Here is a 24,134-nt window from a genome sequence, read left to right on the forward strand (position 1 = left end):
GTCGCCGGTCGTCTTGGCGCTCAGCACGAGGCTGCCGTTGACGTTGACCGCGTAGAGCTTGGAGGTGCTGGAGCCGTTGATGGCCGAGACGGCGTCGTCGACGCTCGCGCCGGCCTTGAGCGCGATCGAGGTCCGCGCCGAGCCGTCGGCGTTGGCGATGTCCAGCGTGCCGTCGGCGCTCGGGCTGACGAAGCCGAAGGTCTGGCGCTCGGCCGAGGCGAGCTGGGTGATGGCGACGTCATAGCCGCCGGGGGGCGCGCCGCCGGTGCGCGACACGGTGACCTTCGACGCGTCGGCGCTCTCGATGGTCTGGGTGTCGAGCCAGCTGAGGACGGACTTGAGGTCGTCGTTGGTCGACTTCAGCGTGGTGAGCTTGGTCGAGAGGTCCTGCAGGAGGCTCTGGCGCTTGGTCGTCGCGTCCTGGTCGAGCGTGATCTTGGTCCGCGGCGCCTTCTCGATCGTCATCAACTGGGAGATGATCGATTGGGTGTCGATGCCGGAGACGAGGCCGCTGAGCTGGATGCCTGCCATGGGAGTCCTAGGCGGCCGAAGCCGGGTCGGGGTCGCTGCCGAAGATCTCGCCGAGGTCGACCGGGCGCAGGGTGCGCCCGTCGTTGTCGACCAGCGAGGCGACGACGCGATTGGTCAGCCGGTGGGTGTCGAAGCGGACGCTGTGGCCGTGAGCGGAGAGATCGTCAGCGAGCTGCGCGGCCCGGGTGATGTCGTCCCAGACCTCGTCGGGAATGCGATCGGGGCCGGTCATGCGGCGCTTGCGCGCGTCAGCCAGGTCGAGCACCTCCGCGAACTCGCCGGTCGCCGGGGCCTCGTCGGCCCGGACCGGCTCCGGGTGCACCCCTGTCGGGCCCCCGGTTCCCTGTGTCGCGTCGATATCCATCCCGATCCTTTCGAAGTCCACCCGGCTCGTCCGTGAGCCGTGTACTGCCGCTGTCTCTCCGGTCATCGGTGGGCCAGGGAGGCCCTTGAGCAGGGGCCTGGACGATCGAACGAGTGTTGGATCGGACGCGGAGGTGTAGGCGTGGGCCGCGGACATCAGGGCTCAAGCAGCGGTTGATGACAGCGTTGCCGCCTCGTCGCGCAGCGTGCGGGCGTCGTCGTGGAGTCCCTGGGCCTCGGCCAGCAGCGCCATGCCCAGCAGTGCGCGCTCATCGGGGGCGCCGAGGCGCTGCACGACGCCGAACCACTCGTTGGCGGCCGACTCCAGGAAGCCGCGGCGGTAGTAGACGACGGCCAGCAGCTCGCGCTGCTCGCGCCACGGCAGGTCGAGGAGCTCGACGACGCCGGCGAGGCGCTCAAAGCCGTCGAAGTCCTCCAAACGCGCCAGCGCCTCGAGCATCACGGCGACCAGCGGGGCGGCGGCGGCCGGAATGAGAAGATCCCCACCCACTCCATCGTCTCCACCACGCCACGCGGCGAAGACGGCCAACTGCGCCGGATCGGTGCCGGCGGCAGCGGCGTAGGCGAAGGCCTCGTCGAGCAGCGCTGACTCGGCCCCCGCGGCGGTGCGGGCAAAGAGCGCGGTCTGGGCGGCCGCGGGCCCGTGCGGCGCGTCGGCCGGGATGGCGAGCGCGGTCGCGGCGGCTGCAGCGAGGTCCCCGGCCGACAGCTGCGCCTCGGCTAGCGCGACGCGGGCGGCGTGGGCGCCAGGCTGGGCCGCCAGGACCGTCTGCAGCTGCGTAGCGGCCTCATCGACCGCGCCGCTCTCATAGAACGGAACCGCCAGCAAGAAGCGCTGGCCGGGCGTGGGCTCGGGCACGAGCGCGTCGATGCGCGCCACGACCTCGGCGGCCGGCACACCGCTGCGCAGCAGCACGCGGGCGTAGGGCTCGACGGCGCCGATGAAGGCCGGGAAGTGCTCCAGCACGTGGTGCAGCTGGGCCTCGGCGTCGGCCAGGCGGCCGGCGTCGATGAAGGTCTCGGCCAGCAGGTTGCGCGCGTGGAAGGTGCCAGCGCCGACGGTCGCGCTGAAGCGCGCCGGGGCGTCACCCATGGCGATGCAGCGCTCGAAGTGCGCGATCGCGGCGTCGCGATCACCGAGAGCGCGATAGGCCATCGCCTGTTCGAGGACCAGGTCGGTGAAGCCCTCGAGCTCGGCCAGGATCTGGTCGGCCTGGGCGATCGCGTCCTGATGGCGGCCGTTGGCGTTCAGCGCCTTGACCAGCCGCGCGCAGAGTGACGGGAAGTAGCCGTACTCCAGCCGCTCGGGGTCGTCTGCGACCTTCTCCCAGGCGCGAGAGAGGTGGACCAGCGAGCCGGCGACGTCACCGGCGGCGGCGCGCTCGGAGCCGAGGTTGAAGTGCAGGAACGGCGTGTCGACGCCCTCGGCGATCTGACGCTCCAGCAGCTCCAGGTTGCGCCGCGACTTCTCCTTGGCGTCGCGCACGGCGCCGAGGTAGCCGAAGTGCTCGATGCGCACCTGCGTGTAGGCGATGCGCTCTCCGAGCGTCGGCAGCTTGTGGGCGAACTGCTCGTGGACGCGTCCCTCAAAGCGGTACTCGGGACGGTTGCGGAAGAGGCGCAGCGCGTTGTGCTGGACGGCCGCGCCGTCCTCGAGCTCGCCGACGTGGTTGGTCTCGGTGAGGAAGATGGCCTCGCGCCAGGTGTGGCCGAGCAGCTCGCGCAGGCGCGGGCCGTCGCCCTCGACCAGGACCTCGTCGGCGTCGAGGTAGAACAGCCAGTCCGAAGTCGCGGCGTCGAGGCCCACGTTGCGGGCCGCGGAGAAGTCGCCGTCCCACTCGTGGTGCAGAACCCGTGCGCCAAAGGACTCGGCGATCGCGATCGTCCGGTCGGTCGAGCCGGTGTCGACGACGATGAGCTCGTCGACGAACTCCGCGGCGGCGGCCAGGCAGCGCGGCAGCATCGCCTCCTCGTCCTTGACGATCATGCAAAGGCTGACGGTCTGGCCGGTGGCCGGCACGGCCTTCTGGGCGGCCCGCTGGGCGCGCGGGCCGAGGTCGCGCAAGGCGCGCAGCACCTGCGGCGGCAGGCCCTGGGGCGTGGTGATGCCCTGCTGGCGGCGGCGCTTGCACTCGCGCAGGTTGGCGGCGACGTCGGCCAGGTCGGGGTCCAGGCGCTGGGCGGCGCGAAAGAGCGCCTCGGCGGCGACGATCGCGCCCAGCTCGTAGAGCAGGACGCCGGCGAAATTCAACAGGACCGGCTCGCGCGGGGTGTCCTCCAGGCCCTCGACCGCGGCGATCGCGCCGGCCAGCAAGCGCTCGGCGTTCTGCGCGCCGGTCTGCGCGCGATTGCGCAGGACGGACTCGAGCAGCAGGCGCCGCGCGAGGTAGCGGTCGTGGTGATCGACGAGCTCGGCCGCAGCAGCGACGAGCGCGCGCCAGCCGTCGAGGTCATGCGCGTCCAGCAGGCCTGCCGCGCGGTTGGTGACCTGCGCGACGGCAGCCGCACCGGTGGCCGGGGCGGCGGAGGTCTGGGTGGCCGGTCCGTCGACCGGCGCGACGAGGCGAAGCGCCATGAGGGGTGCTGAGCTCCTTGGAGGGAAGGGTCGACGGGGAGGGCCGCCACCCCGATGGTTCGACCGCCGTCGTGGCGAGTTGAGCGCTGCACGATCTGACCGGTCCGGCGCCGGGCGCCTCACGCGTACGCCCGCGCGCCCGTCAAGCCCCTTGGTCAACCATGCACAGCTTTGAGCACGCTCGATGCAGGTTTGACCCGCTCCCTCACCAGTTCTGGGGAGGGGGCGTCTAGCCGCATGTCCAGGGTCAGATACCGGAATACGGGGATGCGGAAGGTTCGGGGGTGGGCCGATATTTCTCAGCGTCCCCCCGCACCAAGGAGCAATGTCGTGAGCCTCGCCACCGCCCAAACCTCAAAGCGCCGCCTTTCCTCTGAGGACACCCTCGCCCTCTGGAAGGAGTACCGCCGCACCAACGACCGCGCTGTCCGTGATCGTCTCGTGCTGACCTTCGCCCCCCTGGTCAAGTACATCGTCTACAAGAAGGTCCGCGAGATGCCGGCCCGCTGTGAGGTCGAAGACTTCATCTCCTGCGGCCTCGAGGCGCTGATCCAGTCGATCGAGCGCTACGACCCGGCCAAGGGCGCCACGCTCGAGCAGTACGCCTGGACCCGCATCCACGGCGCCGTGCTCGACGAGCTCCGCCGCCAGGACTGGGCCCCGCGCTCGGTCCGCCGCTGGGAGCGCGACATCGAGCGCGCCGCGGACGAGTTCACCACGCTGCACGGCCGTCGCCCCACGCAGCCCGAGCTCGCCGAGTCAATGGGCACCACCGTCGCCGAACTGCGCAAGCGCCGCGACGAGGTCACCCAGTCCGACCTCACCTCCTTGAACACGCTCGTCCTCTCCGATGACGAGACGACGATCGAGCGCATCGACACGATCGCCTCGACCGACGCATCGGCCGACCCGCTGCACCAGGCGGCCAAGGAGCAGGCCAAGGACAAGTTCCGCGAGGCCTTCTCCCGTCTGCCCCAGCGTGAGCGCGAGGTCGCCGTCCTGCTCTACGTCAAGAACATGACGTTGGCCGAGATCGGCGAGATCCTTGGCGTCTCGGAGTCCCGCGTCTGCCAGATCCACGGCCAGCTCAAGAAGACGCTGCGCACGCAGCTCGACGACGACGCGCCTCTGTTCCAGGCGGTTGCGTAGCGCACACGCTTTCGGGAGCGAGCCGTTCGCGCCGCTCTTCCAGGCCGTCGCGTAAGCAGCTCCCCTGCATGTCGTCTTGCGGGGGGCCGTAGGACGATAAAAATTGGTCAAGTACATCCCGCCTTTTGCCGATAGGCTCGGGCAGCAGGTAACTGCCCGACAAGGGGGGCGGGATGTCTCAGACATCGTCGGCGGGATCTCGGTGGTCGCGACTACGCGGTCGCCGGGCGAAGGCAATCATCGGCGGGGCGGCGCTGGTCGTCGTCGTTGTGCTGGGCCTGTTCGCGGTCCAGCTCAATGCCAGCCAGAGCGGGCTGCGTGACCGTGCGATCTCGCGCTTTCGCGACCGCGCGCAGGTCATCTCAGCGCTGACGCAGGCCATTCTCTCCTCGGCTGCTGCGGCGCCACAGGCCGAGCAGCGCTACGGCGCGAAATCGGTGAGCCCGACCGCTCTGGATCAGGCGACCAAGCAGGGGCACCTCGCATATTCGGTCCTGCTGGACGCGCGCGGGCAGATCATCTCGGCCTCGCGCTCGCTGACGCCGCAGCAGCGCAGCGCGGTCCTCTCCTCGCGCGCGGTCATGGCGGCGCGCACCGGCGCGCCCGTCTCGCTGGGCGATGTCAACGCGGGAGTCATCGACCTCGCCGTCTCGCTCAACACCGACGCGGGCCGGCGGGTCATCGTCAGCGGCGCGCCGACCGCGCTCTTCGGGCCGTTCCTCTCCAGCTACCTGCGACGCGTCCCGACCCGGGGCGGCACCGCGTACGTCCTCGACAGCCGCTCCGCGGTGATCGGCGCGCGCAACGCGGCACAGCCGGTGGGCCGCACCGTCGGCGAGCGGGGGCTGGCCACGGCGGTCAAGCACGGCGGCGACGGCTCCTACGGACGCGACGGCTACTTCGTGGCCGTTCCGGTGCCCGGCAGCAGCTGGCGCGTCGTGATGACCTCCTCGAAGGCCGCGCTGTTCAGCGCGAACTCGGGCTCGCGCAAGTGGCTGCCGTGGATCATCTACGCCGCGCTCGGCCTCACCGCGCTGGCCTTCCTGGCCCTGCTGCGGCGGGTCATGCTCGCCAACGACCGCCTCGCCGACAGCAACGCCAACCTCCAGAGCACCAACGCGCTGCTGCGCCACGCCGCCGAGCTCTCGCGCTCCAACGCCGAGCTCGAGCAGTTCGCCTCGATCGCCTCTCACGACCTCCAAGAGCCGCTGCGCAAGGTCCAGACCTTCGCGGCGCAGATCACCGCGACCGAGAGCGATCGCCTCAGCGAGCAGGGCCAGGACTTCCTGCGCAGGATGAGCGACGCGGCCGGCCGGATGCGCGCGCTGATCGACGACTTGTTGATGTTCTCGCGCGTCTCGACCAAGGCCCGCCCGTTCGCCGAGGTCGACCTCGGCGAGACCGCCGGCTCCGTGCTCGCCGACCTCGAGGTCGCGATCGAGGAGAGCGGCGCGCAGGTCACGATCGACCCGCTGCCGACGATCGAGGCCGAGCCGACGCAGATGCGCCAGCTGCTGCAGAACCTGCTCGGCAACGCGCTGAAGTTCCAGAGGGTGGGCGGGGACGGGGTCAGCGTCACCCCGGAGATCACCGTGCACGCTGCCGTCGCCGACGGCATCGCCGAGCTGACGATCGCAGACAACGGCCTCGGCTTCGACGCGCAGTTCGCCACGCGGATCTTCCGCGCCTTCGAGCGGCTGCACGGCGCCAGCGCCTACCCGGGCACCGGGATCGGCCTCGCGCTCTGCCGCAAGATCGTCGAGCGCCACCACGGCACGATCACCGCCGACGGCCGCGAAGGCGAGGGCGCGACGTTCACCGTCCGCCTGCCGCTGCGCCAGCCGGCTGATGCCGGGGAGCCCACTTCGCTGTTCCCCGAGTCCGAGCCCAAGGAGGTCCCCCATGCACTCGCCTAGCCCCCCGCGAGAACACCGCTCCATCACGATCCTGCTGGCCGACGACGACGAGGACGACCGCGTCCTCACCGCCGACGCCCTGCGGCGCTCGCGGCTGGTCAACGACCTGCGCTTCGTCGTCGACGGCGACGACCTGATGCAGTACCTCCGCGGCACCGGCGTCTACGCGGCCGGCGGGACCGAGGCGCCCCGGCCCGGGCTGATCCTGCTGGACCTCAACATGCCCAAGAAGGATGGGCGCGAGGCGCTGGCCGAGATCAAGAGCGACCCCGAGCTGCGCCGGATCCCGGTCGTCGTCCTGACGACCTCGAAAGCCGAGGAGGACATCTTTCGCACCTACGACCTTGGCGTGAACTCGTTCGTCAGCAAGCCCGTCACCTTCGAGCAGCTCGCCGACGTGATGAAGACCCTGGCCTGCTACTGGTTCGACCTCGTCGAGCTGCCCCAAGAAGACGCCGATGCCGCGGAGTGAGTCGCTGCGGATCCTGCTGGTCGAGGACGACGAAGACGACTTCGTCCTCACGCGCAGCATGCTGCAGGTGCCGGGCACGGCCTGGTTCCAGCTCGAGTGGGAGCAGAGCTACCTGCCTGCGCTGCAGGCGATCCGCGAGGCGCGCCACGACCTCTACCTCGTCGACTACCGCCTCGGCGACCGCACCGGCCTGGACCTCGTGCGCGATGCGTGGGACAGCGAGCCGCCGGCGCCGGTGATCGTCCTCACCGGCCAGGACGACTACGAGGTCGACGTCCAGGCCTCCGAGCTCGGCGTCACCGACTACTTGGTCAAGGGCACGATCGACGCGCCGAGCCTGGAGCGCACGATCCGTTACGCGGTCCGCCACCACCAGGTGATGGTGGATCTGCGGCGCAGCGAGGAGCGCTACGCGGTCGCCGTCCAGGCCACCAACGACGGGATCTGGGACTGGGACCTCGCTGGCCAGAGCATGCACTTCTCCGAGCGCTGGAAGGCGCTGCTCGGCTATGCCGACGCGTTTGCCTCCGACCGGCCCGACGCGTGGTTCGACCTCGTCCATCCGGACGACGTCGGTCGCCTCCGCCGCGAGATCAACCTCCACCTCGCCGGCGAGAGCATGCACTTCGAGAACGAGCACCGCATCCGCCACGCCGACGGCAGCTGGCGCTGGGTGCTCACGCGCGGCCTGACGACGCGTGACGCCGACGGGCGCCCGCGGCGCATCACCGGCTCGCTGTCAGACATCACCGACCGGCGCGTGGCCCAGGAGCGGCTGATCCACGACGCGCTGCACGACAGCCTCACCGGGCTGCCCAACCGCGCGCTCTTCCTGGACCGGCTGACGCAATGCCTCCGGCATCTGGAACGTGACACCAGCTACGCGTGCGGGCTGCTCTACGTCGACATCGACCGCTTCAAGCTGGTCAACGACAGCCTCAGCCACGCGGCCGGCGACCGGCTGCTGATCGAGATCGCCCGCCGTGTCGGGCAGATCCTGCGCCCCGGCGACACGCTGGCGCGCCTGGGCGGCGATGAGTTCGCGATCCTGCTCGACGGCGAGGTCACTGCCGCCGCTGCGCTGGAGATCGCCGCACGCGTCGCCGCCGTCATCGCCGAGCCGATCCGCTTCGACCGCCGCGACCTGTCGGTCTCCGCGTCGATCGGCATCGCCCACAACCTCGACGGCTGCGTCAGCCCCGACGAGCTGATCCGCAACGCCGACATCGCGATGTACGACGCCAAGGCGCGCGGCGGCGGGCGCTGCGAGCTCTTCGACGCGTCCATGCACCAGCGCGTCGTGGACCGCGTCTCGCTGGAGACGCGGCTGCGCCAGGCGATTGAGCACCAGCAGCTGCGCACGTTCTTCCAGCCGATCATCGACCTGCGCAGCGGCGCGCTGCACGGCCTCGAGGCGCTGGCCCGCTGGCCCGCCGACGAGGAGGCCGTCCCGCCGTCGGAGTTCATCGAGGTCGCCGAGGAGTCGGGCCTGATCGGCGCGCTCGGCGTGCTGATCCTGCGCAGCGCTTGCGAGACGCTCAGCGACTGGCGCCAGCGCGCCGTCGTCGCCCCCGACGTGACGGTCAGCGTCAACGTCTCGGTTCGCCAGATCACCGACGGCGGCCTGGTCGAGCACGTCCGCGCCGCGCTGCACGACCACGACCTCCCGGCCGCCAACCTCGTGCTGGAGATCACCGAGAGCACGCTGATCGAGAACCCCGAGCTGGTCAGCGCGGTGCTCGACGAGCTGCTGGCTCTGGGCATCTCGATCCAGCTCGACGACTTCGGGACCGGCTACTCGTCGCTGACCGTCCTGCACGACTTCCCCGGCGACACGCTGAAGATCGACCGCTCCTTCGTCGCGACGATGATCGAGCGCCCCGAGAGCCAGGCGATCATCCGCTCGATCGTCGGCCTGGCGCACAACCTCGGCCTGCGCACCATCGCCGAGGGCATCGAGCGCCCCGAGCAGCGCGCCGCGGTCGCCGCGCTGCGCTGCGAGTACGGCCAGGGCTACCACTTCGCCCGCCCCCTCCCCCGCGAGGAGATGGAAGAGCTGCTCGCCAACTGCGAGCTGCCGGTCTAGCGGTCGAGCCGGCGCTTTGGCTCGAGGCCGTAGGCCCAGACCAGGACCTCGGCGACGGCGACGAACAGCTCGGTCGGGATCTCCTGCTCGAGCTCCAGGCGTGCGAGCGCCTCGGCCAGCGCGGGGTCCTCACGGACCGGCACGCCCTGCTCGCGGGCGATCTCGACGATGCGGTCGGCGATCAGCCCAGCGCCGGCGGCGATGACCTTCGGGGCGCCTACCCGGTCCTTGTCGTAGCGCAGCGCCGCAGCGCGCCGCGGGCGCTCAGGCTTGGACATTCAGCGTCTGCGCGCGTGGGTGGACGGTGACGAGGACGGGTGCGCCGCTGGCCTGCGCCAAGGCGTCGCGCAGCTGGTCAGCGGCGGCGCGCACGCGCAGCGCGGGGTCGCCGTCGGAGACGTGGACAGCCGCCGAGCTCGCGTCGAGGCGGATGTCCAGCCGGCCGAGCGTGGGCGAGTCGTAGCGGACGACCACCGACCGTGCCGGACCCGCCCCGCGCTTGCCGCCTTCGGCCGCTTCGCGCTCCTCGACATACACGCGCGCCAGCGCCCCGCCCGGCAGCGCCAGCTGGTAGGCCGACGGCGGCACCTGCGGCGCAGCGGCCTGCTCGGCGACCTGCGATTGCCCCGCCGTCTCGACGATCTGCAGGTGGATCCGGTCGGTGCTCGCCTCCTGCACGCGCAGCCGCAACACCTGTCCCGCCGCGACGCTTTCCGGCAGCTGCGCCGCCAGCCGGACGCCGGCGAGCGACAGCGTGCGCGCGTCCAACACCCGCGCGCTGAGGACCGTCCCCGGCGTGAGCGACAGGTCGGGCAGCAGGCCCCGCAGCAGGACCAGATTGACCGGGACGGCATCCATGTCGGCCGACAGGTTCGCATGTCGTCTGGCCGCCTCAAGTCCACCGGGGCGCCGCCGACTCTCCAGAAGGCATGGAACGCGGTCTCTACATCGCCGCCGCCGGCATGGTCGCCGAGATGGTCCGTCAGGATCAGATCGCCAACGACCTCGCCAACTCGGCGACGCCCGGCTACAAGGCCGACCGCTCCCAGCAGCGCTCGTTCTCCGATCTGCTGCTGCAGAACACCCAGACCGGCGAGACCGTCGGCAAGCTGGGTCAGGGCCCGCTGATCACCAAGCAGGTCACCGACCTCACCCCCGAGGCGCTCCGGGACACCGGCGAGCCGCTCGACCTCGGCATCGCCGGGCCGGGCTACTTCGCCGTCCAGACCGCCAAGGGCGTCCGCTACACCCGTGACGGCTCGTTCAAGGCCGCCGCCAACGGGACGCTGACCGACCAGCTCGGCAACTCGGTGCTCGGCACCGACCACAAGCCGGTCAAGGTCAACGCCGATGGCACCGTCGACGCCGCCAAGGTCGGCGCCTTCGCGCTGACCGGCGTCACCAAGCAGGGCGACTCCTACTTCACCGGCACGGCCGCGGGCACCGCCAAGGGAGAGGTCCAGTCGGGCTCCCTCGAGGCCTCCGGCGTCGACGCCGGCCGCACCATGGTCGACATGATGGCTTCACTGCGCGCCTTCGAGGCGGGCCAGAAGGCCATCCAGACGATCGACGGCACGCTGCAGCAGGCTGCCGGCACGGTCGGCAACCTGCCCGGTTAGCGCGCCGGCGCGCTGACCACCGTCCTGGATCGGACGGATGGCCATGCACTTCTCAAGTCAGTTCGGCCCTTGCCGATCACCGAGAGGGACAGAGGACTCCGAAGGCTGGACCGCCCTTGGCGGAAGCCGGAGATTCCTGATTTCCCTCCTTCCCAGGAGAACCCGGTTCAAAGTGCTTGAAGGCATGTACACGGCGGCCGCCGGCATGGCGGCACAGCAGACGCGTCTTGACGCTGTCTCCAGCGATCTCGCGAACGTCGACACGACGGGCTACAAGTCCGCCCGCGTCGCCTTCCGCGATCTCGTGTACGACGACGCCCAGGGCTATGGCGCTGCAAAGGGCGTCTCCATCGGCGCCGGGTCTGCCGCAACCTCGATCGGCCGCAGCGCCGAGCAGGGCGCACTGCAGGACACCGAGCGCTCGCTCGACGTCGCGGTCAACGGTCAGGGCTTCTTCCAGGTCAAGCTCCCCGACGGCACCAAGGCGCTGACCCGCGACGGCAACCTCGAAGCCGACGCCACCGGGCGCCTCAAGCTCCACACCGGTCAGCTGCTCGAGCCGCCGATCAAGCTTCCCGCCGGCGCCGACACCGCCCAGCTGAAGATCGCCGCCGACGGCGCGGTCTCGCTGAAGGGCGTCAAGCTCGGCCAGATCACCCTGGTCGACGTGCCCGCCCCCGCGCAATTGCAGGGCGGCCCGGACAACACCTTCGTGGCCACCAAGGGCAGCGGCGCCGCCCGCGCCGCGGCCAAGTCCACCACCTTGAGCCAGGGCACGCTCGAAGCCTCCAACGTCAACGCCGCCACGGCGATGACCGACATGATCGAGGCCCAGCGGGCGTTCCAGCTGGCGAGCAAGGCCATCACCACCCAGGACCAGATCCTCGAGATCGCCAACCAGGTGAAGAAGTGATGAGCGCGCTCCCGCCGATCGACAACAGTCTTCTCCCGGCCGACGTCCGCAAGGGCACGACGGCCGACCAGAACCGCTACAAGACCGGGCTGGCCTTCGAGCGTCAGCTCGTCGAGCAGCTCACGCAGTCGATGGCCGACACGAGCAAGGCGCAAGAGAGCTCGTCCGACGACGACTCCGGCGACGGCTCGTCGGCCGCGACCGACTCCTACAAGCAGATGCTGCCCGGCGTCATGGCCGACTCCATCATGTCGGCCGGCGGCCTCGGCCTCGCCCGCACGATCGCCCAGAGCCTCAAGGAGTCGGGCCAGTGAGCAGCGCCTTGGCGCCCGCCGCCCCCACCGTCTTCGGCTCAGACGTCCTGCGCCACCTCGACGCGCAGATCGCCTCTGCCCGCCGGCTGCTGGACGCCGTCCTGCGCCAGGGCGCCGCGATCCGCAACCGCGACGTCGACTCGGTCCTCGCCCGCCTGGGCGAGATGCAGGCCGAGATGGAGCGCCGCTCCACGCTGGAGCGCGACCGCGTCCGGATCCTCACCCAGGCCGGCGGCGGCCTCAACATCCCGCCCCACGAGGTCACGCTCGAGGCGCTCGCCCAGCTGCTCGGCCCGCACGAGGCGCTGGCCGCCAAGGGCCGCAGCGCCGAACTGCGCGGCCTGCTCGCCGAGGTCCAGCGCGAGCACGTCGTCAACCGCGCCCTCATGCGCCAGGAGCTCTCCTTCCTGTCGCACCTGACCCGCCAGCTCGGCGTCGACGGCGAGGACGTTGGCTACCGGCCGCCCAGCGAGCCGGGCGCCACGATGCGCGCCACCCTCGACCCGGCGGCCCAGCCGGTGCGGATCCGCCGCGCGCTGGATCTCGAGGCCTAGGCCATGACGATCCCCGCCTTTACCGGACTCAACACCGCGCTGCGCGGCGTCCAGGCCCAGCAGGCCGCGTTGGACGTCGTCTCGCACAACATCGCCAACGTCGAGACCCCCGGCTACAGCCGCCAGGAGGCCGTCTTCAGCGCCTCCCCGTCGCTGCGCGTCGATGGCACCAAGCAGGACGGCACCGGCGCCCAGCTCGGCACCGGCGTCGACGTCCTCTCTTACCGCCGCCTGCGCGACGACTTCCTCGACCTGCAGTACCGGGCGCAGAACATGACCTCGGGCCAGTCCGACGTCACCACCAAGCGCCTCAGCGTCGTGCAGTCCGACCTCGCCTCCGGCAGCACGAGCGACCTCGGCACGCTGCTCGACAACTTCTGGGGCTCGTGGGACACGCTGGCCGCCAACCCGACCAGCACGGACGCCAAGGCGGCCGTCGTCGGCACCGCCCAGACGCTGGCCCAGCGCTTCACGACGCTCGACGCCGACATCGCCTCGGCCGGCACGCAGGCCACCGCCGCCGTCGGCGACCTGCTCTCAGACAGCGGCCCGATCAAGCCGATCGCGACCGAGCTGGCTCAGCTCAACCAGCAGATCAACATGGCCCAGTCCTCGGGTGCTGCGCCCAACGACCTGCTCGACCGCCGCGATCTGCTGCTCGACCAGCTCTCCCAGTACGGCCAGGTGTCGGTCTCGCCCGACCCGACGCTCGACGCCTCCGGCAAGCCCGCCTACCCGGGCATGATCCAGGTCTCCTTCGGCGGCGCCACCACCCCGCTGGTCTCGCAGACCACGGCCACGATGCCGACCGTCGCGACGCTGTCGGCCACGCCCGGCGGCCAGCTCGGCGGCCTGCAGGACGTCGCCGCCAAGGTCGACGGCTACCGCGCGACGCTCGCGACGATGGCCCAGTCGTTGATCACCTCGGTCAACACGGCCTCCTCCACCCCGATCTTCACCGGCACCGGCGCCACCGACATCGCGGTCATCGCGACCTCGGCGACGGTCAGCGCCGGCGCGGCCGGCGGCGCCGCTTCGGACAACAGCGTCGCGCTGGCGATCCGCGCCCTGCGCGGCGGCACGGTCGACACGACCTACTCCGGCCTCGTGCGCCAGATCGGCTCCGACGTGCAGACGGCGACGAGCGCCAACACCACCGCCAACAGCGTGCTGACGTCGATCACGGCCCAACGCCAGACGGTCTCGGGCGTCTCGATGGACGAGGAGATGGCCAACATGATCCGCTTCCAGCGCGGCTACCAGGCCGCGGCGCGGGCGTTGACGACCATGGACGACCTGCTCAACACCCTCATCAACTCGACCGGGCGGGCGGGCCTGTAGCCATGCGCATCACCAACAACATGGTCAGCGACCGCGTCATCGCGGACCTGCAGTCGCGCTACGCCGCGATGGCCGACACGCAGCTGCAGATCTCCACCGGCCGCCGCGTCAACCAGCCTTCCGACGATCCGACCGCCGCCGCCCAGGAGCGCCTGCGCCTCTCCGAGCTGTCGGGGATCACGGGCAGCCAGAGCAGCGTCGCGAGCGCCCAGACCGCGCTGAACGCGTCGGAGAGCAGCCTGGAGGGCGTCCGCTCGGTGCTCTCGCGCGCCAACGAGCTCGCGCTGTCGGCCGCCAACGGCTCGCTCAGCCAGGACGATCGGGTCACGATCGCCAACGAGATCGACCAGCTCATCAAGTCCGCCAAGGACTCCATGAACACCAAGGTCGGCGACTCCTACATCTTCGCGGGCACCAAGTCCGACGCCGCGCCATATGCCGACGCGACCGGCGACACCTACCAGGGTGACGGCGGTGCGCTGCTGCGCGACGGCGGCGCCGGCGTGGTCCTGCAGACCAACCCCTCGTTCGTGCCGGTCGGTGGCGGCGCCGCCGTACCGATGACCGCCGACGCGATCCTCGGCAACGGCAGCGCTTCGGGCGACGGCCGCGTGCTCGACGCGCTCACCCAGCTCTCGGCCCACCTGCGCGGCGGCACCACCGCCGACCTGCAGGCGATCCAGAGCACCGACCTGCAGGCGATCAAGGCCAACCAGACCGCCGTCAGCTCGGCCGTCTCGGCCATCGGCGCGATGAGCAACCGCGCGACCGCCGCCGCCAGCCGCCTCGAGGATCTCGAGGCCACGGCCAAGCAGAACATCGACGACCTCACCGGCGTCGACATGGCCAAGGCCATCACCGACTACTCCGCCCAGTCTGCCGCCTATCAGGCCTCCCTGAAGGTCGGCGCGCAGATCATCCAGCCGTCCCTACTCCAGTTCCTCACATGAGCAGCGGACTGAACAACCCCAACAACGGAGGCGACTCCACCATGGCAGTGACGCTCCAGTCGAGCCGCTTCGGGGAGCTTCAGATCCCCGAAGAGGCCGTGCTCGACTTTCCCAACGGACTGATCGGCCTCGGCGGCCGGCGATTCGCTCTTCTCGCTCGTAGCGACGAGAGCGCCTTCGTCTGGCTGCATTCGATGGACGATCCCGAGCTCGCGGTTCCCGTGACGAGCCCCTGGCGGTTCTTCGAGGGCTACGAGCTCGAGCTGGCCGATGACGAGGCCGAGCGCATCGGGGTTCACACCCCGGAGGACGCCTCGGTCTACGTGACGGTCCGGTCCGCCGCCGCACTCGAGGACTTCTGCGCCAACCTGCGCGCGCCGATCCTCGTCGTGGGCAACGCCGGGCACCAGGTGATCAACCAGGCGCCCGACGCCCCTGTTCGCGCTCCGCTGTTCGCCGGGCTCCAGGAGGAGCCTTCGACGAAGGCCGCGTAACCGCACCGGTACGCTCGGAACCCCTGACCCGGAATCCAAGGAGGAATCCCTCTCATGCTCATCATCACCCGCCGTCCCGGCGAGAAGATCATGGTCGGCGACGACGTCGTGGTCGAAGTGATCGAGGTCAGCGGCTCCAGCGTGCGCATCGGCATCGCTGCCCCGAAGTCCATCCCGGTCTACCGGGAGGAAATCTGGGCGGCAGTCCAGGCGGAGAACCGTGCCGCCGCAGCGTCAGACGTCGACCAACTCCCGGACGACGTACCGACGCCGACCAAGAAGTCCTAGCGCGCACTCTTCACCGCTAGCTCCCTCTCAGCACCACTCCCTCCAAGGACAGCAAAGGACGAACAAGGATGTCCCTACGCATCACGCACAACATCGAGGCGATGAACGCCACGCGGAACCTGCAGGCCAACACCGCGAAGATCTCCGCCTCGATGGAGAAGCTCTCATCCGGCTACCGCATCAACCGCGCAGCCGACGACGCCGCCGGCCTCGGGATCTCCGAGTCCATGCGGTCGCAGATCCGCGGCCTGGCCCAGGCCCAGAAGAACATCCAGGACGGCACCTCGATGGTGCAGACCGCGGAAGGCAACCTCGACGAGGTCCACTCGATGCTTCAGCGCATCCGGGAGCTCGCCGTCCAGTACAAGAACGGCTCGCTGGACAACACCGCACGGACCTCGATCCAGAACGAGGTCAACCAGCTGGCCTCCGAGATCGACCGCATCGGCGCCCAGGCCCAGTTCAACGGGATCCACCTGCTCGACGGCTCGGCCACGGTGTCGTTCCAGATCGGCGCCAACGACGGCGAGCAGATCGGGATCACGTTCCTGAACCTGTCCTCGGCAGTCGGCACGTCCTACTCGACGCTGTCGGCGGGCAACAACACCGACATCTCGGAGATCGACCTGGCCATCACGGCCGTTTCGGCCGCCCGTGGTCAGATGGGCGCGGTCCAGAACCGCCTCGACCACACGCTGTCGGTGTCGGCCGCCTACCAGGAGAACCTGACCGCGGCCGAGTCGCGCATCCGCGACGTCGACATGGCCGAGGAGATGGTGAACCTGACCAAGATGCAGGTGCTGCAGCAGGCCGGCACGGCCATGTTGGCCCAGGCCAACCAGCAGCCGCAGAGCGTCCTGAAGCTCCTCGGGTAAGTCCCCGGCGAAGCCTCTGTCCGGCCGCGGGCCGCCCTTCTGGGCGGTCCGTTGTCGTTAACGACGGCGGCCTCGTCACAATGGAGTCGTGAGCTCGCAGGTCGGCACGCTCTTGAACGGCCGCTACCGGCTGGATGCCCAGATCGGCACCGGCGGGATGTCGACCGTCTATCGCGCCTTCGACACGGTGCTGGAGCGTCAGGTCGCGATCAAGCTCATGCACCGCGAGATCGCCTCAGACAGCGACCAGCTGGAGCGCTTCCGGCGCGAGGCGCGCGCGGTCGCCCAGCTCAACCACCCGCACATCGTCACCGTCATCGACGCGGGCGAGGACGACAACACGCCCTACATCGTCTTCGAATACGTCGAGGGCGAGACGCTCAAGGATCGGATCCGGCGCCACGGTCGGCTGCCGATCCAGGAGTCGATCGCCTACGCGATCGAGATCGCCCGGGCCTTGGGCGTCGCGCACGCCGGCGGCATCGTGCACCGCGACGTCAAGCCCCAGAACGTGCTCGTCGACGACGAGGGCTCGGCCAAGGTCACCGACTTCGGCATTGCCCGCACGCTCGACCAGGAGGGGCTCACCGCCGACGGCCGCGTGCTGGGCACGACCGACTACGTCTCCCCCGAGCAGGCGCTGGGCCAGCCCGTCGGTGGCCAGAGCGACCTGTACTCGCTGGGCATCGTCCTGTTTGAAATGCTCACCGGCGACGTGCCGTTCAAGGGCGACAACCAGGTCGCCGTCGCGATGAAGCACGTCCGCGAGCAGCTGCCCGACGTGCAGCTGCGCCGGCCCGAGGTCTCCAGCGCGCTGGCCGCTGTCTTGGATCGCGCGACGGCCAAGGACACGGCTGATCGGTACCCGGACGACCGCTCGCTGATCGCCGACCTCGAGGAGGTCCTGGCGATCGAGACCCAGCGCAGCGGGCAGTCGACCGGCGAGGCGACGGCGGTCCTGCGCACGCTGCCACCCAGCGCGCAGCGGCGGCTGCCGACGCGGGTAACCCATCCGCTGCGGCTGGTGCTGGCGTTGGTGCTCGTCGCCGCCGCCGTGGTCGCGGCGGTCTTGTTGCTCGCCGACCGCACCCAGCACGGCACGCGCCAGCGCCCGGTGGTCAAGGCGGCGCCGGGGCTGGCGCCGGTCTCGCTGGGCCAGTTGCGCGCCCGCGACTTCGACCCCTACGGCGACGATCACACCGAGCACCGCTCCGACGTCGGCCGCGTTCTGGATGACGATCCCGGCACCTCGTGGACGACCGAGCGTTACACCGGCGGCCTGCAGAACAAGCCCGGCGTGGGGATCTACGTCGACGCCAAGCCGGGGGTCGTCGGCAAGCAGCTCGACATCCGCACCCAGACCACGGGCTGGGCGGGCAAGATCTACGTGTCGAACGCCGTCGACCCGTCAGCGACCGACCTGTCGGGCTGGAAGGACATCGGCACGAGCTTTACCGCCGACAAGAAGAAGTTCTCGCTGCAGCTCGACACGGCCGGCCAGAAGTTCCGCTACTACCTGGTCTGGATCACCAAGCTACCGCCATCGGGCCAGGCGTCGATCGCGGAGATCGTGCTGTACCAGTGACGGGCGTGCGCACGGTCAAACTGACACATCCCGACAGGGTGATGTGGCCTGATGTTGGGCTGACCAAGCGCGACCTGTATGACTACTTCGGCGCGGTCGCGCCTCTGATGCTGCCGCACGTGAAGGACCGGCCGGTCTCGCTGCAGCGCTTCCGGGGCGCGGTCGGGGATGGTGGCTTCTTCCAGAAGGAGATCCCCAAAGGCGCGCCGTCGTGGGTGCAGACGGCGGAGGTGCCCAAGCGCGGCGGGGTCGTGCACCACGTTCTGGCCAACGACCGCGAGACGCTGCAATGGCTCGCTCAGCAGGGATGCGTGACGCCGCACGTGTTCACCTCGCGCGCCGATCGGCTCGACCGCCCCGACCGGCTGGTGATCGACCTCGACCCCTCCGAGGACGACTTCGCGGCGGTACGCCGCGCGGCCCTTGCCTGCGGAGCGGCGCTGTGCGATCGCGGACTGGAGCCCTTCGCGATGGTCACCGGCTCACGCGGCATCCACGTGGTCGTGCCGCTTAAGCGCACGCGCGACGTGCTCGACGTCCAGGCGTGGGCGCGCGCGTTTGCCGCCGATCTCGCCGCCGAACATCCCGACGAGCTGACGACCGAGTTCCGCAAGAACAAGCGCGACGACCGCCTGTACTTGGACGTCGCTCGCAACGGCCCCGCCCAGACCGTCGTCCCGCCCTACGCACCGCGGCCTCGTCCGGGCGCGCCCGTCGCGACACCGCTGCGCTGGGAGGAGCTGGAAGACGACACGCTCCGCCCCGACGGCTGGACCCTCCGCACCGTTCTCGACCGCCTCTCCGACCTCGGCGGCGACCCGTGGTCCGGCATCGCCAAGGCCGCCCGCGCGCTCCCGAAGCACTGAGCCACCCGGCCATCACCCGGCCGGGTGATCCCCACGTTGTGCTGATGACCTGCCGCCTTACCTCGGCGGCCATAACCGTCGACAACCGGTGCATGGCCTCCCTCCCCGCAATCCGCACCTTCGCAGGGATGCACCGAATCGCACCCCCAAACCCGCCGCACCCAAGCGCGTCACCGAGCTCGACGACAAGACCCACCTCGCCCGCCGTCTCCGCGCCGCTGACTGCGCACGCCGGACGACGTCCGTCGCACCGCCGTCATAGCTCCGCAACACCTCCCGGCGCGCCCGCCACAGTGATTTCGCCGGCGCCGGCGGTCTCACTGACCCCGTCGTGGTGGTCGGCGATACCTACTACGCCGTAGGGCGCTCCCGCAGTACCTGCGGGACCCTGCTTCTCGAATCGATCCACCAACCGAGCCGAGAGTGGAGATGTTCTGCTAGTTCCACGAGGTAGTCGTAGTCTCGCTCAAGATCACGGTGATAAATGGCTTCGTGGTGGGCGATGCGATTGCGAAGCTCATGCAAAGCGGCGACCTGCATCTCGATGTCGACCCGCTTAGCCCCTGGAAACGCGTGATGCAAACACGGAACCCACAGGGGCGCCTGATAAGCACCGGTCAGGAGGTACCGCCAGAACCCGAAGCTGATCTCTGCAACGACGCGCCCGGGCGTCTCTCTGGCTCCCTTGGAAGCGACTCGCGCCCGTGCCGATGCGATCGCCCTCTTGGTCGGCTCGTTGAAAACCCCCTTGGGGTCGTCGTACCACGAGCCAGCATCGTTTGCGCACCACATCGAGAGTCGCTCATGCAGCGCATTGCGCAATGCGATCTCCAACGCTGAGATGCTCTCGAAGAACGCTCCACTAACAGACGTATTCCACTCGTAAAGGTCGAGTGCCGCATCCTCGTCATTCGCAGTCGTTGCGAGGTAGCGCTGTAGTCGCGGCTCCGAGATGTGGCGGATAGCATCTAAACGCGAACGACTCGGCACCGACCGCATGCTACCTTTTGCGTTGAAAGCCTCGGGATGCCCGGCCGGTCGAACGGTCGCCGCCCGAGGCTTCGATTGTTCTTTGGGCATCCGTGTCCTGCTCGTTCACGCGATCGAGGACAAGGCACGTCGCTTCTACGAGCACCATGGGTTCGAAGCGTCGCCGAGTGATCCTCGGAATCTTCAGATGTTGATGAAGGACATTCGGGCGACCGCCGAGGCGACCGGTTCCTAGGACACGGCGGCCCCGGATCGCAGCAGGCGCCGCGATCCGGGTGTGCGCTGTTCGCTACACCGCGCGTACGCGGGCGAAGAGCCGATCGAGGGCCTGGGCGGCGAGGCGGTCGACGGTGATCTCGGCGAGGAGGTCGGGATCGATCGGCTCGTTGACAGGTAGGCCGTCGAGGCGGTCGTTGTTGCACCGCGCAAGGTCGTAGCGGCGGTGGCGCAGCTGTTCGACGAGGTCGTCGGTCAACGGGACCTCGAACGTCTCGATGTCGGGGTCGACCTTGTTGGGGTCCCAGCCGACGGCGGTGATGAGTGCTGTTGCTGCGCAGAAGCGCATCGCCAGCACGTACTGGGCCTCGGGCCCGTAGAGGAGGAAGTCCTCGAACAACTCATGGCCGAGGTCCATGACCTTCTTGGTCTCACGGCGGAGGACGTCGGCGGTCTCGCGATCGACCGTGATCACGCGGGCGTGGGTACGCTGCGGGGTACTCATGGGAGTTGTTGCTCCTTGGGTCATGCCCCCGGGCCGTCGCAAGCGGTCGCGGGGGTCTTGATTTGGTTGTGTGCGGGAGCCTAGCTGGGTGAGTGGACGGAAGTGCTCGATTGCGCAGGATCATTGCGATGTTCGCGAGTTGCTGTCCGGCGCGCGACAACATCAACAACTCCGGGCGCAGGCGTTCGGGCGTTCAGCGCGACCGTGGTCGGAGTGTGCGACGTGGTCTGTTGGCACCGAGGGGAGTGAGCGGGCTCGGCGCCGCGCAGCGTTGGCTCGTCGTCCGCCGGCGCCCGGGCGGGCGTACCTAACGCGCTTGGGGATCCGTGTCGTTTAGACCCCGATATGCGGGGTCTAAACGACATGGATCAACGGCACGTCGCGCAGCGGCTCGTTGGCGGCGCGAGCGCGGTGGGACGAAGCGGTGATCCGTGATGTCGACATCCGCGCGGCGCCCGTTCGGTGCCCACACGACCGGACGCACGAGGCAGCGCAACACTTTCACCCAACACCGCAGACCACACGAGCGCGGTGGCGATGTCACGGAGCGCCGCCCAACCAACCACACACCGCACCCCAACCCACCGCCCCGAAGAGCTAGTGCCGCAACGCCCGCTCCCGCTCGAACCGCGCCACCGCAATCCGGCACAGCTCGTCCACCAGCTCCGGATACGGCAAACCGGACCGCTCCCAAAGCACCCCGTAGACCGACGTCGGCGTCTGTCCCGGCAAGGTGTTTAACTCGTTCAACAACACCGTCTCGCCGTCGACGAAGAAGTCGGCGCGCGCCAGCCCCGAGCACCCCGCCGCCGCAAACGCCCGTGCGGCGATCGAGCGCAGCGCTTCCCGCGCCGTCTCCGAGATCCGCGCCGGGAACTCCAGCCGCATCCCGCCCTCGGTGTACTTCGCCTCGTAGTCGTACCAGCCCTCGCGCAGCAGGACGATCTCCCCCGGCTGGCTGACGCGCGCGTCGTGGGTGTCGCCCAATACGGAGGACTCGATCTCCAATCCCACAGCCGACGCCTCGACGATCACGCGGTCGTCGTGCGAGAAGGCCTCGTCCAACGCCGCGTCGAGGTCCTCGAACCGCTCCACCCGCACGATGCCCACCGATGACCCCAGCCGCGCCGGCTTGACCCACAGCGGCAGCCCAAGGTGCTCAAGCGACGGCCGATCCCGACCAGCCTCCACTAGGGCATACCCCACCTGCGGCAACCCCGCCTGCGCCATCAGCTCCTTGAACACCACCTTGTCCATGCACACGGCACTCGCCATCACACCCGAGCCGACATAGGGCACGTCCAACAACTCCAACAACCCCTGCACCGTCCCGTCCTCCCCGAACGGCCCGTGCAAGACCGGGAAGACCACATCGGCATCGAGCAGCCCCCGGCCCGGATGCAACGCGAGCTCTTCGCCCTCATGCCACCACGTGCCATCCCGCGCCAGCTCCACGGCCACGACCTCATGGCCCGCGTCGCGCAACCCCTGGCCGACCGTCGCAGCGCTGACCAGCGAAACGTCGTGCTCCGACGAGCGCCCGCCCCCCAGGACGACGACCCTCACGGCGTGGTCACCGTGTTTTCCGGGGTCGTGGCGCTCGGCGTCGTCGCCGTGCCCTGGTCCAGCGTCGGGTCGTACTGGCCGACGGTGATCGTCACGGTGCTGCCCTTCTTCGCCTTGGAACCCGACGGGTCCTGGCTGATGACGTGGAGGTCCTGCGAGCGGTCGCCGGTCGCTTGTGTCGTCTGGGTGACGACAAAGCCGTCCTTCTTGAGTGCCGCCGTTGCCGCCAGCCGGCCGTCACCCGTGACGTCGGGGACGTCGACCTCCGCCGGCGCCTTGGCGACGGTGATCGTCACCGTGCCGCCCTTGGCGACCCTGGCGCCCGTCGCCGGGCTCTGCTTGAGCACCGTGCCGGGATCCTTGGCGTCGGTCTCCTCATCGCGCGAGGTGACGGTGAAGCCCAGCGCCTCCAGCGTCGAGCGCGCCTCGTCCTCGGTCAGGTCGACCACCTTGGGCACCGCGACGCGCTCCTTGCCCGAGGAGACCACGAGCACGACGCCGGTGCCCTTGTCGAGCTCGGTGCCGACGTCCGGCCGTGTACCGATCACGCGGTTCTCGGTGACCGTGTCGCTCGTCGTACGCTCCTCGGTCACGTTGAAGCCGAGGTCGGCGAGCTGCTTCTTGGCCGCGTTGCGCGGCTGGCCGGCGAGGTCGGGGACACGCGCGGTCCCGGGGCCGGCCGAGACGGTGAGGCCGACGACCGAGCCCTTCGGCACACGTGAGCCGCCGCCCGGATCCTGGCCGATGACCGTGCCCTTGGGCTGGGTCGGGCTCTCCTTCATCGTCACGTCGGTGGAGAGGCCCTTGCGCTTGAGCAGGATCTCGGACTCGGCCTGCGGGCTGCCGACGACGTTGGGCACCTGGATCTTGTCCTTACCCGTCAGCAGCAACCCGGCGACGATCGCGCCCGCGACGATGAGGCCGACCAGCAGCGCGACCCACCAGCGGCTGCGACCGTCGCCGTCCTCAGGCTCCTCAGGCGGCGGCTCAGCCGGCCCGTAGTAGCGCTGCTCGACCTGCGCGACGTCCTGGTAGGCGCCCGGCGGCGGGATCGGGATCATCGGGCCTGTCGCCTGCAGGACGCTCGTGGCGGCGGTCGCCGGCGGCAAGATCCCTGGGTGGGCGGGGTTCGCAATCTCCAACGCCGCGATGAACTCGTCGGCATCGGCAAAGCGCCGCGCCGGGTCCTTCTCCAGCGCCCGCAGCACCACGGCCTCCAGTGCCGGCGGCACCTGCGGGTTGCGCTGCGACGGCGGCACCGGCGCCTCGCTGACCTGCTTGAGCGCGATCGTCACCGCGCTCTCGCCCTCGAACGGCACCCGGCCCGTGAGCATCTCGTACAAGATGATCCCGACCGAGTAGAGGTCCGACGGCGCGCTGACCGCGAGCCCCTGGGCCTGCTCGGGCGACAGATACTGCGCGGTCCCCATGATCGAGCCGGTCTGCGTCATGTCCGACGCACCCGCCTTGGCGATCCCGAAGTCGGTGACCTTGGCCCGGCCTTCGCCATCGATGATGACGTTGTGGGGCTTGAGGTCGCGGTGGATGATCCCGCGCTTGTGGGCAAAGCGCGCGGCCCGCAGGATCTGGATCGTCAGGTCGATCGCGCGCGCCGGCGCCAGCGGCGCCTCCTCCTGGACGAGCTTCTTCAGCGTGCGCCCCTCCAGGTACTCCATGGCGATGTAGTACGTGTCGTCCCACGCACCGCGGTCGTACACCGCGACGACGTGCGGGTGCTGCAACCCCGCCGCCGACGACGCCTCCCGGCGGAAGCGCTCGACGAACTCCGCGTCCTGGGCGAAGCGCCGGTGCAGGAGCTTGATCGCGACCTTGCGGCCCAGCTGCAGGTCCTCGGCGCAGACGACGTCGGCCATCCCGCCGGAGCCGACGCGGTGCAGCACGCGGTAGCGGCCGTCGATGATCGTGGAAGTGTCAGGCACGTCAG

General features: G+C 69.8%; 24 protein-coding genes. 15 read left to right on the forward strand and 9 right to left on the reverse strand.

From position 1 onward, the window contains the following. From VGO10_RS08195 to VGO10_RS08205, 3 genes are all read right to left on the reverse strand, one after another. Positions 1-531, reverse strand: a 531-nt coding sequence (locus VGO10_RS08195; RefSeq protein ID WP_327467055.1) for a flagellar cap protein FliD N-terminal domain-containing protein, incomplete at its 3' end; no start/stop codon positions are given. Positions 532-538: 7 nt separating this feature from the next. Further along, positions 539-853 (reverse strand): hypothetical protein, encoded by a 315-nt coding sequence (locus tag VGO10_RS08200; protein WP_327467057.1) that lies wholly within the window; start codon positions 851-853, stop codon positions 539-541. 204 nt (positions 854-1,057) lie between these two features. Beyond that, positions 1,058-3,490: a glycosyltransferase family 2 protein gene (locus tag VGO10_RS08205; protein ID WP_327467059.1), complete on the reverse strand. Its 2,433-nt coding sequence runs from the start codon at positions 3,488-3,490 to the stop codon at positions 1,058-1,060. A gap of 330 nt (positions 3,491-3,820) precedes the next feature. On the opposite strand from VGO10_RS08205, the gene VGO10_RS08210 reads away from it, so the two are divergent. The 4 genes from VGO10_RS08210 to VGO10_RS08225 all read left to right on the forward strand — a co-directional run bounded on the left by VGO10_RS08210 (position 3,821) and on the right by VGO10_RS08225 (position 9,113). Then, entirely contained in the window at positions 3,821-4,639 is an 819-nt protein-coding gene (locus VGO10_RS08210) for a FliA/WhiG family RNA polymerase sigma factor (protein WP_327467061.1), read from the forward strand. 269 nt (positions 4,640-4,908) lie between these two features. Then, positions 4,909-6,555 (forward strand): sensor histidine kinase, encoded by a 1,647-nt coding sequence (locus VGO10_RS08215; protein ID WP_327467064.1) that lies wholly within the window; start codon positions 4,909-4,911, stop codon positions 6,553-6,555. Then, positions 6,542-7,027: a response regulator gene (locus VGO10_RS08220; RefSeq protein ID WP_327467066.1), complete on the forward strand. Its 486-nt coding sequence runs from the start codon at positions 6,542-6,544 to the stop codon at positions 7,025-7,027. Before VGO10_RS08215 ends, VGO10_RS08220 begins: the two co-directional genes overlap by 14 nt. Next, the gene (locus tag VGO10_RS08225; RefSeq protein ID WP_327467068.1) at positions 7,014-9,113 is read left to right on the forward strand and encodes a putative bifunctional diguanylate cyclase/phosphodiesterase; all 2,100 of its coding nucleotides are present in this window, start codon (positions 7,014-7,016) and stop codon (positions 9,111-9,113) included. The genes VGO10_RS08220 and VGO10_RS08225 overlap by 14 nt, the downstream gene beginning before the upstream one ends. Here VGO10_RS08225 and VGO10_RS08230 read toward each other — a convergent pair. Together VGO10_RS08230 and VGO10_RS08235 are read right to left on the reverse strand one after the other, a co-directional pair. Next, positions 9,110-9,391, reverse strand: coding sequence for an EscU/YscU/HrcU family type III secretion system export apparatus switch protein (locus tag VGO10_RS08230; protein ID WP_327467070.1), 282 nt, complete (start codon positions 9,389-9,391; stop codon positions 9,110-9,112). The two genes, VGO10_RS08225 and VGO10_RS08230, sit on opposite strands and share 4 nt — an antisense overlap. Further along, positions 9,378-9,971: a hypothetical protein gene (locus VGO10_RS08235; RefSeq protein ID WP_327467072.1), complete on the reverse strand. Its 594-nt coding sequence runs from the start codon at positions 9,969-9,971 to the stop codon at positions 9,378-9,380. Before VGO10_RS08235 ends, VGO10_RS08230 begins: the two co-directional genes overlap by 14 nt. 71 nt (positions 9,972-10,042) lie before the next feature. On the opposite strand from VGO10_RS08235, the gene VGO10_RS08240 reads away from it, so the two are divergent. The 11 genes from VGO10_RS08240 (at position 10,043) to ligD (ending at position 18,912) form a co-directional block, all read left to right on the forward strand. After that, positions 10,043-10,732 (forward strand): flagellar hook-basal body protein, encoded by a 690-nt coding sequence (locus VGO10_RS08240; protein WP_327467074.1) that lies wholly within the window; start codon positions 10,043-10,045, stop codon positions 10,730-10,732. A gap of 184 nt (positions 10,733-10,916) precedes the next feature. After that, positions 10,917-11,645, forward strand: a complete 729-nt coding sequence (locus tag VGO10_RS08245; protein WP_327467076.1) for a flagellar hook-basal body protein — start codon at positions 10,917-10,919, stop codon at positions 11,643-11,645. Then, on the forward strand, positions 11,645-11,959 hold the full coding sequence (locus VGO10_RS08250) for a hypothetical protein (protein ID WP_327467078.1): 315 nt from the start codon (positions 11,645-11,647) through the stop codon (positions 11,957-11,959). Before VGO10_RS08245 ends, VGO10_RS08250 begins: the two co-directional genes overlap by 1 nt. Beyond that, on the forward strand, positions 11,956-12,513 hold the full coding sequence (flgN, locus tag VGO10_RS08255) for a flagellar export chaperone FlgN (RefSeq protein WP_327467080.1): 558 nt from the start codon (positions 11,956-11,958) through the stop codon (positions 12,511-12,513). The genes VGO10_RS08250 and flgN overlap by 4 nt, the downstream gene beginning before the upstream one ends. A gap of 3 nt (positions 12,514-12,516) precedes the next feature. Next, positions 12,517-13,854 carry a flagellar hook-associated protein FlgK gene (gene flgK / locus VGO10_RS08260; protein ID WP_327467082.1) on the forward strand — a complete coding sequence of 446 codons (1,338 nt, stop codon included), beginning with the start codon at positions 12,517-12,519 and terminating at the stop codon, positions 13,852-13,854. 2 nt (positions 13,855-13,856) lie between these two features. After that, a complete protein-coding gene (gene flgL / locus VGO10_RS08265; RefSeq protein ID WP_327467084.1) occupies positions 13,857-14,804 on the forward strand; it encodes a flagellar hook-associated protein FlgL in 948 nt (315 codons plus the stop codon). Beyond that, complete coding sequence (gene fliW / locus VGO10_RS08270; RefSeq protein WP_327467086.1) at positions 14,801-15,298, forward strand: flagellar assembly protein FliW; 498 nt, start codon at positions 14,801-14,803, stop codon at positions 15,296-15,298. Before flgL ends, fliW begins: the two co-directional genes overlap by 4 nt. A 54-nt stretch (positions 15,299-15,352) precedes the next feature. Then, entirely contained in the window at positions 15,353-15,586 is a 234-nt protein-coding gene (csrA, locus tag VGO10_RS08275) for a carbon storage regulator CsrA (RefSeq protein ID WP_327467088.1), read from the forward strand. A 68-nt stretch (positions 15,587-15,654) separates the two neighbouring features. Continuing rightward, the gene (locus tag VGO10_RS08280; RefSeq protein ID WP_327467090.1) at positions 15,655-16,461 is read left to right on the forward strand and encodes a flagellin; all 807 of its coding nucleotides are present in this window, start codon (positions 15,655-15,657) and stop codon (positions 16,459-16,461) included. 88 nt (positions 16,462-16,549) lie between these two features. Continuing rightward, a complete protein-coding gene (locus VGO10_RS08285) occupies positions 16,550-18,046 on the forward strand; it encodes a protein kinase domain-containing protein (RefSeq protein WP_327467092.1) in 1,497 nt (498 codons plus the stop codon). A gap of 5 nt (positions 18,047-18,051) precedes the next feature. Further along, positions 18,052-18,912, forward strand: coding sequence for a non-homologous end-joining DNA ligase (gene ligD, locus VGO10_RS08290; RefSeq protein WP_327467094.1), 861 nt, complete (start codon positions 18,052-18,054; stop codon positions 18,910-18,912). 351 nt (positions 18,913-19,263) lie between these two features. On the opposite strand, the gene VGO10_RS08295 is transcribed toward ligD, so the two are convergent. The 4 genes from VGO10_RS08295 to pknB all read right to left on the reverse strand — a co-directional run bounded on the left by VGO10_RS08295 (position 19,264) and on the right by pknB (position 24,129). Beyond that, complete coding sequence (locus VGO10_RS08295; RefSeq protein ID WP_327467096.1) at positions 19,264-19,902, reverse strand: Abi family protein; 639 nt, start codon at positions 19,900-19,902, stop codon at positions 19,264-19,266. 289 nt (positions 19,903-20,191) lie between these two features. After that, positions 20,192-20,623, reverse strand: coding sequence for a hypothetical protein (locus tag VGO10_RS08300; protein ID WP_327467098.1), 432 nt, complete (start codon positions 20,621-20,623; stop codon positions 20,192-20,194). A gap of 597 nt (positions 20,624-21,220) precedes the next feature. Then, the gene (locus VGO10_RS08305) at positions 21,221-22,189 is read right to left on the reverse strand and encodes a D-alanine--D-alanine ligase family protein (RefSeq protein ID WP_327467100.1); all 969 of its coding nucleotides are present in this window, start codon (positions 22,187-22,189) and stop codon (positions 21,221-21,223) included. Continuing rightward, positions 22,186-24,129: a Stk1 family PASTA domain-containing Ser/Thr kinase gene (gene pknB / locus VGO10_RS08310; RefSeq protein WP_327467102.1), complete on the reverse strand. Its 1,944-nt coding sequence runs from the start codon at positions 24,127-24,129 to the stop codon at positions 22,186-22,188. Before pknB ends, VGO10_RS08305 begins: the two co-directional genes overlap by 4 nt. Positions 24,130-24,134: the final 5 nt, after the last annotated feature.

This window comes from Baekduia sp. (genome assembly GCF_035996765.1).
Classification (GTDB): Bacteria; Actinomycetota; Thermoleophilia; order Solirubrobacterales; family Solirubrobacteraceae; genus Baekduia.